Annotated in this window: 10 protein-coding genes; 4 read left to right on the top strand and 6 right to left on the bottom strand. The window is 70.3% G+C overall.

Annotated elements, in window-relative coordinates:
• Positions 1-15: 15 nt before the first annotated feature.
• Positions 16-867 (bottom strand): SDR family NAD(P)-dependent oxidoreductase, encoded by an 852-nt coding sequence (locus tag BCF44_RS26255; RefSeq protein ID WP_116177051.1) that lies wholly within the window; start codon positions 865-867, stop codon positions 16-18.
• A gap of 71 nt (positions 868-938) precedes the next feature.
• Between BCF44_RS26255 and BCF44_RS26250 the strand changes: the two genes are divergently transcribed.
• Positions 939-1,490 (top strand): TetR/AcrR family transcriptional regulator, encoded by a 552-nt coding sequence (locus BCF44_RS26250; RefSeq protein WP_170217753.1) that lies wholly within the window; start codon positions 939-941, stop codon positions 1,488-1,490.
• On the opposite strand, the gene car is transcribed toward BCF44_RS26250, so the two are convergent.
• Positions 1,480-4,833: a carboxylic acid reductase gene (car, locus tag BCF44_RS26245; protein ID WP_211353236.1), complete on the bottom strand. Its 3,354-nt coding sequence runs from the start codon at positions 4,831-4,833 to the stop codon at positions 1,480-1,482. The two genes, BCF44_RS26250 and car, sit on opposite strands and share 11 nt — an antisense overlap.
• A 231-nt stretch (positions 4,834-5,064) precedes the next feature.
• Entirely contained in the window at positions 5,065-8,082 is a 3,018-nt protein-coding gene (locus BCF44_RS26240; protein ID WP_116177049.1) for an AfsR/SARP family transcriptional regulator, read from the bottom strand.
• 90 nt (positions 8,083-8,172) lie between these two features.
• Between BCF44_RS26240 and BCF44_RS26235 the strand changes: the two genes are divergently transcribed.
• Complete coding sequence (locus BCF44_RS26235; RefSeq protein WP_116177048.1) at positions 8,173-9,153, top strand: G1 family glutamic endopeptidase; 981 nt, start codon at positions 8,173-8,175, stop codon at positions 9,151-9,153.
• Between the two features lie 39 nt (positions 9,154-9,192).
• Here BCF44_RS26235 and BCF44_RS26230 read toward each other — a convergent pair whose 3' ends face one another.
• Entirely contained in the window at positions 9,193-9,948 is a 756-nt protein-coding gene (locus tag BCF44_RS26230; RefSeq protein WP_116177047.1) for an alpha/beta fold hydrolase, read from the bottom strand.
• Between the two features lie 8 nt (positions 9,949-9,956).
• On the bottom strand, positions 9,957-10,838 hold the full coding sequence (locus tag BCF44_RS26225; protein WP_211353235.1) for a LysR family transcriptional regulator: 882 nt from the start codon (positions 10,836-10,838) through the stop codon (positions 9,957-9,959).
• Positions 10,839-10,919: 81 nt separating this feature from the next.
• On the opposite strand from BCF44_RS26225, the gene BCF44_RS26220 reads away from it, so the two are divergent.
• Entirely contained in the window at positions 10,920-11,855 is a 936-nt protein-coding gene (locus tag BCF44_RS26220) for a DMT family transporter (RefSeq protein ID WP_116177045.1), read from the top strand.
• Here BCF44_RS26220 and BCF44_RS26215 read toward each other — a convergent pair.
• Positions 11,762-13,306 (bottom strand): APC family permease, encoded by a 1,545-nt coding sequence (locus tag BCF44_RS26215; protein ID WP_116177044.1) that lies wholly within the window; start codon positions 13,304-13,306, stop codon positions 11,762-11,764. The genes BCF44_RS26220 and BCF44_RS26215 overlap by 94 nt on opposite strands.
• 163 nt (positions 13,307-13,469) lie before the next feature.
• Between BCF44_RS26215 and BCF44_RS26210 the strand changes: the two genes are divergently transcribed.
• Complete coding sequence (locus tag BCF44_RS26210) at positions 13,470-14,384, top strand: hypothetical protein (RefSeq protein WP_116177043.1); 915 nt, start codon at positions 13,470-13,472, stop codon at positions 14,382-14,384.
• Positions 14,385-14,531: the final 147 nt, after the last annotated feature.

The following is a 14,531-nucleotide window of genomic DNA, read 5'->3' as shown; positions in this document are numbered from 1 at the left end:
GCAGCCTAACTTAGGTTAGGCTGTGCTGAGTCGACCGGAGGGTGGCTGGTCCATCGGGAACTGTCCGGCCATGAACCGGTCCCACCACCGGTTGGGCAGGAGGCGGTAGAGCAACGGCATCAACCGGGGCGCGACGCCGATCTTGTACCGGGTTCGCGGCCGGCGCGCGGTGACCGCCCTGACCACGAGCGCGGCCACGTCCTCCGGCTTGGACACGACGCGGGAGCCCTCGCGGAAGAATCGCTCCATCTGCTTGTGGGTGTTGTGTCGGAAGGCGGTGTACGGGCCGTCGGTCGCCGGCCAGGTGGAGGTCTCCGTGCCGGCGAAGTTCGTGAGCACGCCGCCCGGTTCCATCAGCACCACGTCGACGCCGAACCGGCGCACCTCGTAGCGCAGCGAGTCGGCCATGTTCTCCAGCGCCCACTTGGTCATGCCGTATGCGCTCGCGCCGGGCGTGCCGATCAGCCCGGCGGCCGATCCCATGGTGACGATCCGGCCGCGGCCGGCGGCGCGCATCGCGGGTAACACCAGCTGGCACATCCGTAACGGGCCGAACACGTTGGTCTCGAACTGTCGGCGCACGTCGTCCAGCCGCACCTCCTCGAGTGGACCGCCCTGGGCGTAGCCGGCGTTGTTGACCAGTGTGCCGACCGAGCCGTGCTCGGCCTCCACCGCTTCGACCGCGGCGATCCTGGACTGCTCGTCGGTGACATCGAGCGGCAGCACTCGGCAGCCGGCATCGGCCAATGCGTCCAGTGACTCGGGCCGGCGCGCCGTCGCCCACACGGTCAAGCCTCGTTGGGCCAGGGCTAATGCGGTGGCTCTGCCGATGCCCGACGAACATCCGGTGATCAGCACCGGTTCCATGGCTACCCCCTCACGTGAGACACCACTGTCTCACTGTGAGACATCGGCGTCAACTCGGGTAGCGTGTGGGGGTGGGCATTCTGCGCGACCGGGCCGCGGCCGGCATCCTCGACGTCGCCGCCACGGTGCTGGCGGAGCGCGGCGACGCGGCGAGCATGGCCGACGTGGCGGACTCGGCCGGCGTCGGTCGGGCGACGCTCTACCGCTACTTCCCGAACCGCGAGTCGCTGATGCGCGCGCTCACGGAGGTCGCGCTGGACGATCTCGGCGAACGGGTCGAGAACGCCGAGCTGACGACGGTTTCGTTCGAGGAGGGCATCGCCCGGCTGGCCCGCGCGACGGCGGCGGCCAACGGCAAGTACCTCGCGCTGTTCCGCAGCGGCGGCAAGCACATCGACCCGGCCGAGTTGGACCGCCGCATCCGGCGGCCCATTCGCGAGTTCTTCGAACGGGCCGCCGCCGAGGGCGCGGTGCGCCCGGACCTGCCGCCGGAGCTACTGATGCAGACCTTCGTCGGCCTGCTCGACTCCGTGCTGCGAATGTCCCTTGTGGACCGACTCGGCGTCGAAGGCGCCGCCGCCGCGGTCAGCACGATCTTCCTGCGCGGTGCCGTCAGCGAATGAGGCTCAGCCGCCGCAGGTCCGCGGCGTACTTGCGGATCAACTCCTCGGTGATGTGGGGGATGTCCTTGTCGGGTCCGATCTTCGCGGCCTGCACGGCGGCCTGGAAGCGGTCGACCGGGACGCCGGCGCCGTTGACGGGCTCGGCGGGCGTGGCGAAGGCGTGCAGCAGCGGCAGGAGGGAGTGCTGGCGCTGCCGCTCCGGCAGGGCGCGGATCGCACGTTCGAAGCGGGTGAACCACGCCCCGTAGTCGTCGACGCGGACGATGGTGTGGCCGGCGGCGATCAGCCAGTCCACGAACACGTCCAGCGAGATGCCGTCGGCATGGGGGTTGAGCACGTTGAACGTGTGGAACCCGCTGGTCGCCTGCTCGCCGAGCGTGGTGACGGCCTCGGCGGTGAAGTCCACCGGCAGCCCGTCGTAGTGCGCCGCGGAGTCGGCGCGGTAGAAAGACTTCGGTGCGACGCCGGTGGCGAGGACGCTGAGCAGCAAGCGAGTGAACATGTCCGGCACGTTCAGCTGTCCACGGTAGCGGCTGTGCGCGAGGATCATGTCGGAGCGGAACACCGCCACCGGCAGCCCGCACAGGTCATGGGCCTCGCGAAGCAGAACCTCGCCGGCCCACTTGCTGGTGGCGTAGCCATTGGCGTAGTCGTCGCCGAGTTCCCGAACGGTGCTGGTGACGCGGATGTCGGCGTCCTCGTCGGCGATCGACGCCTGCCCGTCGATGACGGCGACCGTCGACAGGTAGGTGACGGGCTTGAGCTTGGTGGTCAGGGCGAGACGGATCAGCTCGGCGGTGCCGACCACGTTCGGCCCGAACAACTGCTCGTAGGGCAGCACGTGGTTGACCAGCGCGGCGGGATGGCTGATCAGGTCGACGGTGTCGGCGAGGCGTTGCCACATCTCGTTGTCCAGGCCCAGGTTCGGCTCGCCGATGTCGCCGGCGAGGACCTCCAGGTGCGGGCTAAGGTCACGGAAGTGTTGCAGCAGCTCGGGATCGCCGCTGTCGAAGACGCTCTCCAGGCGCTGGTACGCGGCGTCGGCGTCGCGGCCCCGGACGACGCAGATCAGCTTGCCGCCGACCGGCGCTAGGCGTTCCAACCACTCCAGGCACAGGAACCGGCCGAGATAGCCGTTGGCGCCGGTCAGTAGCACCGTCCTGATTGGACCGTCAGGAAGGCTCAGAGAGACTGCGGTTGCCAACGTGCCGGCGTCGATGAACTTGGGCAGCGTCAGATCGGACGCGCGGGCTGGGCCGGTGCCGTGCACGGTGGCGACAGTCGGTGTGGTGACGCCGGACGCGAGCGCGGACTCGATGTGCTCGGCGAGTCGCCGCAGCGTGCCGGCCGGCCCGATGACCGTGCCGACCGGCACGTCGACGTCGAAGATCTCCCTGAGCAGGGTGGAAAACGTCAGCGCGGACAGCGAATCGCCGCCGAGATCGGTGAAGTGGCTGTCCGGGGCGGGGGAGTGGCTCAGCACGGCCTGTGCGGCGCGCAGCACGGCGTCGAGCACCGGCTGTTCGCGGCCGGCCCGCCGCAGCGCGTCCACCTCGCTCGTCTCACGGTCGGCGAGCTCCTGGTACAGCGCCTCCAGCGCGGCCCCGTAGCGGTCCTTCAGCCGTGGCCGCATCAGCTTCCGCAAGTCGGTGAGCAGGCCGTTCGCCGTGGTGAAGGGCTCGTCCACGAGTAGGAAGTCGCGCGGGACCTCGTACGAGTTCAGGCCGGCGTCGCGGGCGATCCGGTGCAGCGATTCGGCAATCGCCGGCTTGGTCGCGTCCTCGGCCGGCACGATCACCGCGAGCAGGTAGGCGCGCTCGCTGCTGCCGTACACGTAGATCTGGCGGATCAGCGGGCTGGCGACGAACAGAGCCTCCAGTTTGGACACTGCCACGAACTCGCCCTGCGACAGCTTGAGCACGTTCTTGCGGCGGTCCACGTACACGAGGTGATCCGGCGCGATCTCGGCCATGATGTCGCCGGTGCGGTAGTAGCCGTCCTCGTCGAAGACCTCCGCCGTGACATCGGGCCGCTTGTAGTAGCCGGGGGTGAGCGTCGCGGACCGCAGCAGCAGTTCGCCGCGCGGATGCGGCGTGTCGGTGTGGTAGTAGCCCAGTTCGGGCACGTCGTCGAGCTTGTAGTCCAGGACCGGAGGGCGGGACACCCTGCCGTCCATGAGGATCTCGCCGGCCTCGGTGGAGCCGAAGCCGTCGATCGGCGCGAAGCCGAGGCGGGACCCCATGAACTCGGCGATCTCCGCGGACAGCGGCGCCGATCCGGTCATCGCCCACAGCATGCGGCCGCCCAGGAGGCGGGCGTCGTCGTGGCGGTGGCGCTGGTAGAGCATGTCGCAGACGCGTGGCACGAGCATCGCCTCGGTCGGCCGGGCCAGCTCGAAGTCCTCGAACAGCGTGGAGAGGTCGCTGCGGGCGGTGAAGTAGCACGTGCCGCCGCGGATCAGCGACTTGACCACCATTATGCGGCCGGCAACGTGGTTGAGCGGCATGTAGTTGAGGCCGATGGAGGGCATCGTCTGGCGGCTGATCTGGAACACGCCCCGCCAGAGCGTGCCGACCAGCCAGGACGGGTACATCGCGCCCTTCGGCGTGCCGGTGCTGCCGGAGGTGTACACCAGCAGGGCAAGTTCGTCCGGCTCCCAACCGTGCGCGGGGACCGGCGGCAGCTGACGGCCGTTTTCGACCACAGTGGACAGTGTGTCGAGGGCGATTCCCTTTGCGGCCAGCTGCTGCCGTGCCGCCTCGAACTTCTCACGCTCGTCGTCCACCTCGGGGTGGTAGTCGAACACCACGATCCGTCGCAGCGAGGCGCTGTCCTCGGTGGCGCCGATGGCGACGTCCACGAGCGCGATGCTGGTCGCCATCAGCACGGGCTCGGTCTCCGCGATGATCGGCTTCAGACTGGCGGCCGTCGCGCTGTTCTGCAACGGCACGGACAGCGCGCCGCTGCGGATGCACGCCAGGTCGATGGTCACGTAGTCGCCGCTGGTGAAGCCCAGCGAGCACACCACGTCCCCGGGCTTGAGGGTCTGTCGCCACTCGGTGCTGATCGCGGCGGCGCGTTCCCAGAGCTCGCCGTAGGTCACGGTGTCGAAGCGCGGCAGCAGGCGGCGCGTGGCTCGGCCGGTCGCGGGATCCGTCACGGTCTCCGCGGCTCGGTCGCCCAGCGCCGGGCGGTCCGAGTAGCCGCTCATCACCAGCTCGACCTGCCGGTCCAGCGACAGCCCCGGCTCGCGGAGCGCCGCCGTGATCGCGTCATCCGGCCTCGCGTCCCGCACCTGCGGGTCCCTGGCGTACAGCTCCGCCTCGCGGTCGTCCGTCGACATGAGACGCACCTTCCCCAGTTAGATGCCTTACGCGAAGTATTCGTATACCTGGGGTGTCCATTCGTCTACACGGAGCAACTGTGAGCAGGAACGCGTGGTATCTGCACGCGCACTGGTGGTAATATGCCCAGCTCTTGCCGGGTGCCCGAAACCTACATTCGCCGTGCCTGTGCTTGTGCCGCGCGTTCCGCGCGGGGCGAGGTCGCTTCCAAGCCGGCCTCTTCCCTTGTCTCAGCTCGATCGATGAGAAGATTCGATCGAGCTGAGCCCGCGGTCCAGAGGCCGGCGCGACCTCGCGCGCGACTCGCGGAGGTTGGCGGAGACTTCGGCGGCTTCGGGGGCGCCCAGGCGGGTGTAGATGTCCAGGGCGAGTTGCCAGTGGTCGTGGGCGTCCTTCGCCTTGCCGCGGGTGGCGAGAACGTGGGCGATGCCGTCGTGGGCGCGGGCCTGCGTCTGGAGTTCGCCGAGGGTGACGGCGACGGCCAGGGCTTCGCGGTGGGCGTCGGCGGCGGCGTCGAGGTCGTCGCGCCGGCGCAGGGTCTCGCCGAGATTGTTGAGGGTGCGGGCGAGCAGGTAGTTGTTGCCGGACTTGCGGGCGAGGTCGATGGCCGGTCGGTGGTGCTCCAACGCCTGCGCGCAGTCCCCGATGTGACGGTAGGCGGCGCCGACGTTGTCCAGGGCGTGGCCCTCGATCTCGGCGTGCCCGAGCCGTCGACCGATGGCCAGCGCCTGCTGGTAGTGGTCGAGCGCGGTGCGGTGATCGGCGATGCGCTCGTAGACGTTGCCGATGTTGTTGAGGCTGCTGGCCTCGCCGACGAGGTCGCCGATCTCGCGGGCGATCGCGAGCGCGTTCTGCTTGTGCGCCAAGGCTTCGTCGTAGCGGCCGAGGTACTCGGTGACATTGCCGAGGTTGTCCAGCGCGCGGGCCTGGCCGGGGCGGTCGCCGACCTCGGCCGCCACCCGCGCCGCCTGGCCGAAGCGGCCCAGGGCCTCCTCGTACCGACCGAGGTGCTCGTCGACCAGGCCGATGTTGTTCAAGGCCCGTGCCTCGATCGTGCGATCACCGTTGTCGCGGGCGACTTCCAGCGCCTGGAGGTACCGGTCCAGGGCCTGCTGCGGCCGGTCGATCCGCCAGAAGATCACCCCGAGGTTGCACAGAATCGCGGCGCGGACCTCGGGCTCGGCTCGCCGCGCCGCGGCCGCGTGCAGCACCAGGGCCTCGTGGTAGTAGCCGCCGTTGTCGAGATACCGGTGCAGGATCGCGGACAGCTGGCCGACCTGGCACGCAGAGGCGTGCGGGGCCACGGCGATCAGGTTGGCACGCTCGGCATCCAGCCACGCGGTCGCGGCGTCGATGTCGTGGAAAACCGGTGATTCCGACCCCGGCGGCGTGACCCGCGGGCGTCTGTCCTTTTCGTACTCGACGGCCACATCCATGGCCAGCGAGGCGGTGTAGACGTAGTGGTCGATCAGCCGGGTCGTCGCCGCGTCGCTCTCCGGCGGCGTGACCAGCTCGCGGGCGTAGGTGCGGAGCAGGTCGTGCATCCGGTACCGGCCGTCCTGCTCATCGAGCAGATGCCCGCTGACGAGCGTGGCCAGCATGTCCGGATCGCCGTCGACCAGGGCGCCGGCGGCGTACCGGTCGAGGTCCCGGCCCGGATGCAGCCCGAGCAACCGGAACGCGTTCGCCGCCGGCACCGACAACTGTTGGTACGACCAGGAGAACACCGCCCGCACGGCGGTCATGGGATCGCCGCCGGCCGCGAGCAGATCGAGCTTGCGGGTCTGAAGCCCGAGCTCCGCGACGAGGTCGCCGAGCGTGCCGCCGCGACGGGAGATCGCCAGCTCGGCGGCCACCCGCAGCGCGAGCGGTAGCCGGGCGCACTGCTCGGCCAGTGCCCGCGCCGCATCCGGCTCGTCATCGACCCGGGGCCCGATGAGGTGCCGCAGAAGGTCGATCGCGGCGTCCATGGGCAACAGCCCCAGGTCCAGGCGGCGCGCGCCGTCGCGGGCGACGAGCCCGGCCAGCGAGTCGCGGCTGGTCACGACGACGCGACTCGACGAGCCGCCGGGCAGCAGCGGCCGGACCTGCTCGGCGGACTCGGCGTTGTCCAGCAGCACCAGGACCCGCCGGTCGGCGAGCTCGGTGCGGTAGCGCGCGGCCAGGGCGTCGAGCTCGGTGGGGCGTTCCTCGGCGGAGACGCCGAGGCTGCGCAGGAAACCGTCGAGCACCGCGACCGGATCCAGCGGCGGCTGCGGCCCGAAGCCGCGAAGATCGACGTAAAGGCAGCCGTCGGGGTAATCGGCCGTCGCGCCGTGGGCCCACCGCAGGGCGAGGGCGGTTTTCCCGACACCGGCCGTGCCGCTGATCGCCGACACGATCACCGGCCCGGTGTCGGCGGCCAACGCCGCCAGCTCCGCGTCCCGGCCGACGAAGATCGACGGATCTCGCGGCAGCTGCCGGGGTCTCGGTCGGGCACGCAGTCGCACCGGCGGCCCGCCGAGCTGGTCGCCGCGCAGCATGCGCTGGTGCAGCTCCCGGATCGCCGATCCCGGCTGGACGCCGAGTTCGTTGTCCAGCAACGCATGCAGCCGCTGGTACGCGCCCAACGCCTCCGCCTGCCGCCCGACGGCGTACAGGCTGGTCATGAGCTGGCCCCACAGCCGCTCGCGCAGCGGGTACTGCTCGACCAGGCCGGCGAGCTCGACCGCGAGCCGGTCGTGCTGGCCGATCGCCAGCCGGGCCTCCACCCAGTCCTCGATGGCCTCGATCCGTTGCGCCGCAAGCCGTTCCACCTCGTTCCGGAACTCGTCCGGCACGGCGAGACCGTCCAGCACCGGCCCCCGCCACAACTCGACCGCCCGTCGCAGATGGTCGGCCGCGATCTCGGGATGACCGCCGGTGAGCTCGCGCCGGCCCGTCTCGAACAGGCCGTCGAAGCGGAGCGCGTCGAGCTGATCGGCGGTCACGCGCAGGGTGTAGCGGCCCTGCCGGGACTCGATGCACGGGCCGCTGCCGTCGGCCGTGCGCAACAGGCCGCGCAGCTCGGCGACGTGGGTGCGGAGGTTGGACGACGCCGACGCGGGCGGGCGGCCGTTCCACAGGCAGTCGGTGAGCCGGCCGATCGGCATCGCGGCGTTCGGGCGAAGGGCCAGTACTCCCAGCACCAGACCGGTCATCCGGCGGCGCGGCGCCACCGTGCCGTGTGCGCTGTGGATGCGCAGCGGACCCAGCACGCCCAATTCCATCGCGCCCCCGCCGATGTGCGCCCGTGTGTGCGGTGGCGGCAAATCATACGCCCCGGCGGGATTGCCTTGCCGCTACGGAGAGGTGGACAGATGCGAAGATCACGATGGCTGGCCGCGGCCGCGATCGCCGGCTGCCTGATCGCCGGGGCCACGACGGCCACGGCGGCCGCCGCGCCGGCCGGTTCCGGCTGTGCGAGCGCCCGCGGCGCGGTGGTGCCGACCGCGGCGGACGCCGCCGCGTCGTCGAACGGGATGCTTGCCGAGGCGCTGCACCGGCACGTCACCTGGCTGACGACCCTGAGGTGCACGGCGACCGGCATCCGGCACGACCCGAAGGTCGTCAACGACCTGGTGTCGTCGAACTGGTCGGGCTACCAGGTCACCCAGCACGCCAACTACGCGCAGGCCGGCTGGACCGTGCCGACGGTGACCGCGCCGGTGCCCGGCTACTCGACCAGGGGCTACTACTCCTCGACGTGGGCCGGCATCGGCGGCGGCTTCAACGCCGGCTCCGGAGCGCTCATCCAGGCCGGCACGACGCAGGACGTGGCGGCCAACGGGGCGACCACGTACTACGCCTGGTACGAGATCGTGGGCGGCACCGGGGACACCGGCAGCGAGCAGAGGATCAACAACCTGCCGGTGCACCCCGGTGACTTCGTCGGCGGCGTCGGCCTGTACACCGCGAGCGGAGCCCAGGCCGGCGTCTGCAACTTCACGATCAACACGTGCATCAGCGTGCCGCTGGCGTCCTCGCCAGCCGGCACGACGGCCGAGTGGATCGTGGAAGCGCCGTACTCGGGCGGGATTCTGCCGCTGGCCAACTTCCACAGCGTCACGTTCGCGGGCGCGTGCTGGGCGCCGGTGTATGTGCAGGGCGGGTCGTGCTCGTCGATCGCGGCGGGCGGTCCCCAGGCGATCACCCTCCAGGCGTATGTGCTCGGCGGGTACCAGAACCTGGCGATACCCGGACCGTTGACGGCCGACGGCGGCGGCTTCACCGATTCGTACTACCAGCCGCGCCAGCAGCCGCCGCCCTGCGGTGGCCCCGGCCAGCCGCGCTGCCCGTGATTCCTTGGCGGGGCGCGCTCGGCGTGCCCCGCCTCCTTGTCAGAGTCCCTCGACGAACTCCGTGAGCCGGCGTGCCAACAGGTCCGGCGCCTCGAGCTGGATGGCGTGCCCGATGCCGTCGAACACCTCGACCGGCAGGTCGAGCTTGCGGAGGTAGTCGAGGGACACCAGCTGGTCCTCGGCCCCGTGCAGGACGAGCAGCGGCTGGGAGAGGTTGGCGATGACCTCGACCTCGTCGACGAACCGGCCCTCGGCGACGCTGGCGCCGAGGCCCGTGCGCGCGCCGGGATCGGTGGCGAGGATGTCCGGCACGAGCACGTCCGGCGACACCGCAGAGTCGGGGGCGAGCATGGACTTCGCGTACGCCAGGGCTTCCTCGGGGCTGATCTCGCCCTGGAAGCCGGTGTTGAAGGCCGGGTTCGGCAGGAATCCCTCGGCGAGCGAGGCGGCCGTCTCGATCGGTGGCGTACCGAAGATCACGAATCCGGCGGCCCGCGTGAGCGCGTTCGCGGCGTGCAGGGTGATGTGGCCGCCGAGGCTCCAGCCGACGACAACGACGTCCTCGTTCTTCTGTAGAAACTCTGCCAGCGCCGACGCATGGGCGGGGACCGAGTAGTCGTCGGCGGGTCTCGACCCGCCATGGCCGGGCAGATCCAGGGCGAGGCAATGGAACCGTTGGCCGAAGGGTCCGTCGAGCAGACCCTGCCAGGTGCTTGACGAGGACGAGTTTCCGTGCAGGAACACGACCGTGCGGCCGGTGCCGGCGCTGCTTCGGAACGCGAGTTCGGTGCTCATACCTCAGGCTAGTCAGTGCTGGCGCGCAGACGCTCCAACACTGCGCGAATATCCGGCCGCCGTGCCGATCCCATCCGGGTCAGGGCGTAGATCTTCCTCGTCACCGGCACGGCCAGTGGGTGCAGGCTGACGGGTTCGTGGCCGTCGGGGATGGCCATGCGCGGCACCAGGGCGACACCCGCGCCGGCGGCGACGAGGGCGACCAGCACGGCGAAGTCCGATGCCTCGGCGACGATGTCCGGCACGAAACCGGCGGCGCCGCAGGCGCGCTGGATCATCTCGTGGCAGGAGAACTCCTTGGTCGGCGCGAGCCACCGTTCGTCGGCGAACCGGGTCAGCCGGACCTTCTGGCCTTCCACAAGGTGTTTCTGCGCGGCAGTTTTCGGCGACACCGCGAACAGCACGGGTTCCTCGAGGAGTTCGTGCACCTCGCAGTTGGCCGGCGTCGGCCGCGGCAGCAGGGTGTAGCTGTGCACGATGGCGATGTCGATGGTCTGGTGCAGCAGGGAAGTCGCCGCGTCCGGCTCGGCGTCGACGAGGCGCAGCTGCACGCCGGGCACGTCCGTCCAGATAGGAGCGACGAGGGTGCGCGCGGCGGTGGCGAAGGCGGCGATGCGGACTGTGCCGGAGCCGTTGGCCTTCAACGCCGCCAGCGCGGACTCGGCAGCGCTGACGTCGCCGAGGATGATGTCGGCGTGCGACACCAGCAGCCGGCCGGCCGCGGTGAGCACCACGTTCCGACCGCGTTTCTCCAGCAGCGGCACGCCGGCCTCGCGTTCCAGCACGGCCAGCTGCTGCGACACCGCCGGGCCCGTGAGCTGCAACGCATCGGCGGTGGCGGCCACCGTGCCCTGCTGCGCGAGTTCGTGCAGCAACTTCAGCCTGCGCACGTCAATCATAAACTGACCCTAACCGATTTCAGTGGAAAGACTAAATAGACCTTCTGGGTTTCGGCTCCCAGACTAGGGGCCGTGCGCAACCTCAAAGCCCCGCTCGCGATCGCCGCCACCGTTGTGCTGTGGGCGTCGGCGTTCCCGGCGGTCCGCGTCGGCCTCCAGGGATACGGCCCGTTCGGCCTGTCGTTCCTCCGTCTCGCCGTGGCGTCCGTGACGCTGCTGCTGGCCGCGCCGCTGCTCGGCGTGCGGCTGCCGCGGCGACGGGACCTCCCGCTGATCGCGCTGTGCGGGTTCACCGGCATGACCGCGTACCAATTGCTGCTGAACTGGGGCGAGTTGCACGTGGCCGCCGGCACCGCCAGCCTGCTCGTGGCGCCCGCGCCCGTGTTCAGCGCCGGGCTCGCCGCTGTTTGGCTCGGTGAGCGGCTCACCGGCCGTAAGATCATCGGCAGCGTGATCGCTTTGGCCGGCTCGGCATTGATCGCCCTGTCCGGCGGCAGCGTGCAGTACTCGACCTCCGCCTGGGTGCTGCTCGCCGCCGCGGCCGTCCAGGGCATGTATCACTTCGCCAGCAAGCCGTTGCTGCTCAGGTATTCCGGGCTCGAGGTCGCCTGCTACGCGATCTGGGCCGGCACTGCGTTTTCGCTGCCGCTCGCGCCGGAGGCTGTCGCCGGTGTCGCGCGGGCACCGATCGACGCCACCATTGCCGTGGTATTCCTCGCCTTGCTGCCGTCAGTCGTCGGCTTTGTGTTGTGGGGCTACGGCGTCGCTCGTTACAGCGTCACCGTGGCCACAGCTGCGCTGTATCTGGTTCCGGTTGTCGCGCTGGCGGTGTCGTTCGTGTGGCTGGGCGAGGTGCCGCAACCGACCGAACTCCTCGGCGGCGCCGTCAGCATCGCCGGCGTCCTGCTGATCGCTCAGGCCACGTCAGGCACGATCGAATCGCCGCCGGCGGGCACGGACCCGCGGGGAAGCGTGCGGCCTGCGAAGAAGTTCCGGCAGCTCCGATAGATGAGCAGCATGAGCGGCACGCCGATGACGATGGCGAGCACGCCGATCACGGCGACGCCGCCGATGCCGAACACGGTGGTCGAGCCGCTGTCGGGCTGCGCGTAGTAGACGACCGCCATGATCAGGACCAGCACGAAGAACAGGCCGCCGACCAGCGGCAGCAGCCCGCGCAGGGCGAAGTTGCGGACGCTGGTGAACAGGGTGCGGCGGAACACCCAGACGCAGGCGAGCGCGGTCATGGCGTATTCGGTGCCGATGGTGAGGCCGATGGCGCTGACGGAGTCGGCGAGCACATCGTCACTCCAGAGCGACAAGAGCACGTACAGGACGAAGGACACGATGCCGAATGCCCAGGTCGAGACGGTGGGGGTGAGGTAGCGCGGGTGCACCTTGCCGAAGGCCGAGGGCAGCGCGCCGTGCACGGCCATGGACAGGGTGGTCCGGGCGGACGGCATGATGGTGGCCTGGCTGCTGGCGGCGGCGCTGGTCAGCACCGAGATGATCAGCAGCACGCCCATGATCTTGCCGAAGGCGCCGCCGCCGAACACCGCCGAGCCGAGGCCGGCCAGCACGTCCGAGGAGTTGTCGGGGTTGCCGAGGCCGATGCCGTCCTTGCCGACGCCGGCGAAGGCCAGCGCGGCGATGGCGACGACCACGTAGTTCAGCACCAGCAGCAGGGTCGACAGCACGGCCGCCTTGCCCGGGCCGTGCCGTGGGTCGGCCGACTCCTCGTTGACGGAGATCGAGCTGTCCCAACCCCAGTACAGGAACACGGCGGGCAGCGTGGCGGCGACGAAGGCGCCGAGCCCGATCCCGGACGGCCACAGCCAGCTCCACTGCGGCGCCGAGGCCTGCGGCCCGGCCGTGCCGTTGAACACCCGGACCAGCGCGACCACCGCGAAGATCACGAGGACGGTCAGCTCGACCGCCAGCAGGATCCACTGCATCCGGGCCGAGACCTCGATGCCCCGGTAGCAGATCCAGCACAGCAGGACCAGCCAGAGCAGGCCGACCGCCAGGGTGGCGTACTTGTTGTCCGCCAACGAGTCCAGGCCGAACAGCAGGAGTGTGTACTTGCCGGAGATGGCGGACTGGCTGGACATCGCCAGCAGCTGCGCGACCGTCACCACCCAGCCGACCATCCAGCCGGTGCGGCTGCCGAAGGCCCGGGTGGACCAGGTGAAGTTCGTGCCGCAGTCGGGTTCGGCGGAGTTCAGCTCGCGGTAGGCGAGGGCGACGAACAGCACCGGCACGAAGGCCCACAGCACGAAGCCGGCCGCCTTGAAGCCGGTGCCGCCGACCACGAGCAGGCCGAGCGTGGCGGCGATGGAGTAGGCGGGTGCGGTCGAGGCCGTCCCGATCACCACCGAGGACACCATACCGAGCGCTCCGGTGCGCAGGCCCTTGCCGTCGGCGGAAGGGGGCACCGCGCGCGCGACTACTTCGGTCATGTCTGCCTCCGGGACGTGGTGAACGGGGTCGAGCGTTCCGGAATGCCGAACACACTCTGCGAGCTCTGCGAGCCGGGGGAGAAGATACGTCACGGAGGGTGCCCGGCGCGATCGGGCGGCGACTTTTGTGGCGAGGAGCGCGATCTGCCCGGAGGATGCGGGCATGGACGACTACCTGCGGCCGAGGTGGGACGGGACGCCCGGGCGGCTCGAGGTCTGGTACACGACGCTGACCGATCCTGTCAGCGGGACCGGAGTGTGGCTGCACCACGAGCTCATCGCGCCGTCCGGCGGTGGCCAGGCGTTCGCGTGGGGGTGGGCGGCGGTGTTTCCCGTCGACGGCCCGGTGGTGAGCGGGCGCTTCGGTGATCTGCCTTTTTGGGGTGGCGACGGGTTTCGGGCCGGGGACGTTCTGGTGGCCGGGGAGCGGTTGGCGGGCAGCGCCGAGGGTCTCAGCTGGGATCTGGGCGTGAGCGGCGGTGGACGTCCGATGTTCACGTTCCCGGAATGGGCTTGGCGGCGGGAAGTGCTGCCGACCGCGCACATGGTGGTGGCGCCGGGGGCTCGGTTCGACGGCGAGATGCGGTGGGGAGATTCAGTTCTTCGGATTGCCGATGGAGTCGGGGCGACGGCACGTATTTACGGGCACGGGAACGCGTTGCGGTGGATTTGGCTGCACGCGGATCTGGGTGGCGGAGATGTGTTGGAGGTTGTTGGCGGGGTGTCTGGACGGCCGGTGCTGCGGTGGCTGCCGCCGCTGACGTTCGTGCGGTTGCGGGTGGGTGGGGAGGACTGGATACCGGGGCTGTTGCCCGTGATGCGGGCGCGGATCGGGTGGTCGCGGTGGTCGGTGTGGGGGAGTGGGCGCGGAATTCGAGTGCGGGTGGACGTGGAGTTGGTGGAGGGGCGGGTGCTGGCCGTGCCGTATCGGGAGCCGGACGGGCGGAGGGGGGCGGTGTGCCGGAACTCGGAACGGGCGAATGCGGTGGTGCGGGTGGAGCGGAAGGAGCGGGGAGGGTGGTGGCGGGTTAGGCGGTGGGAGGTGGAGGGGACAGCACATGCGGAGGTTGGTGGGTAGGGGGTGATGGTGCTGGGGGTGCGATTGGTGATGGCGGTGGGGTGCGTGGGGGTTTCGGGTGTTGATGGTGGTGCTGGGGGTTGGGCGTGGTGATGGTGGTTGGGGTGGGCTGCAAGGGGTTTGGAGTGGTGATGGCGCTCAGGGTGG

It is taken from the genome of Kutzneria buriramensis, assembly GCF_003387475.1.
Taxonomy (GTDB): domain Bacteria; phylum Actinomycetota; class Actinomycetes; order Mycobacteriales; family Pseudonocardiaceae; genus Kutzneria; species Kutzneria buriramensis.
The sequence above is the reverse complement of the archived record's forward strand: the minus strand, read 5'-3'. Positions and strand labels throughout refer to the sequence as shown.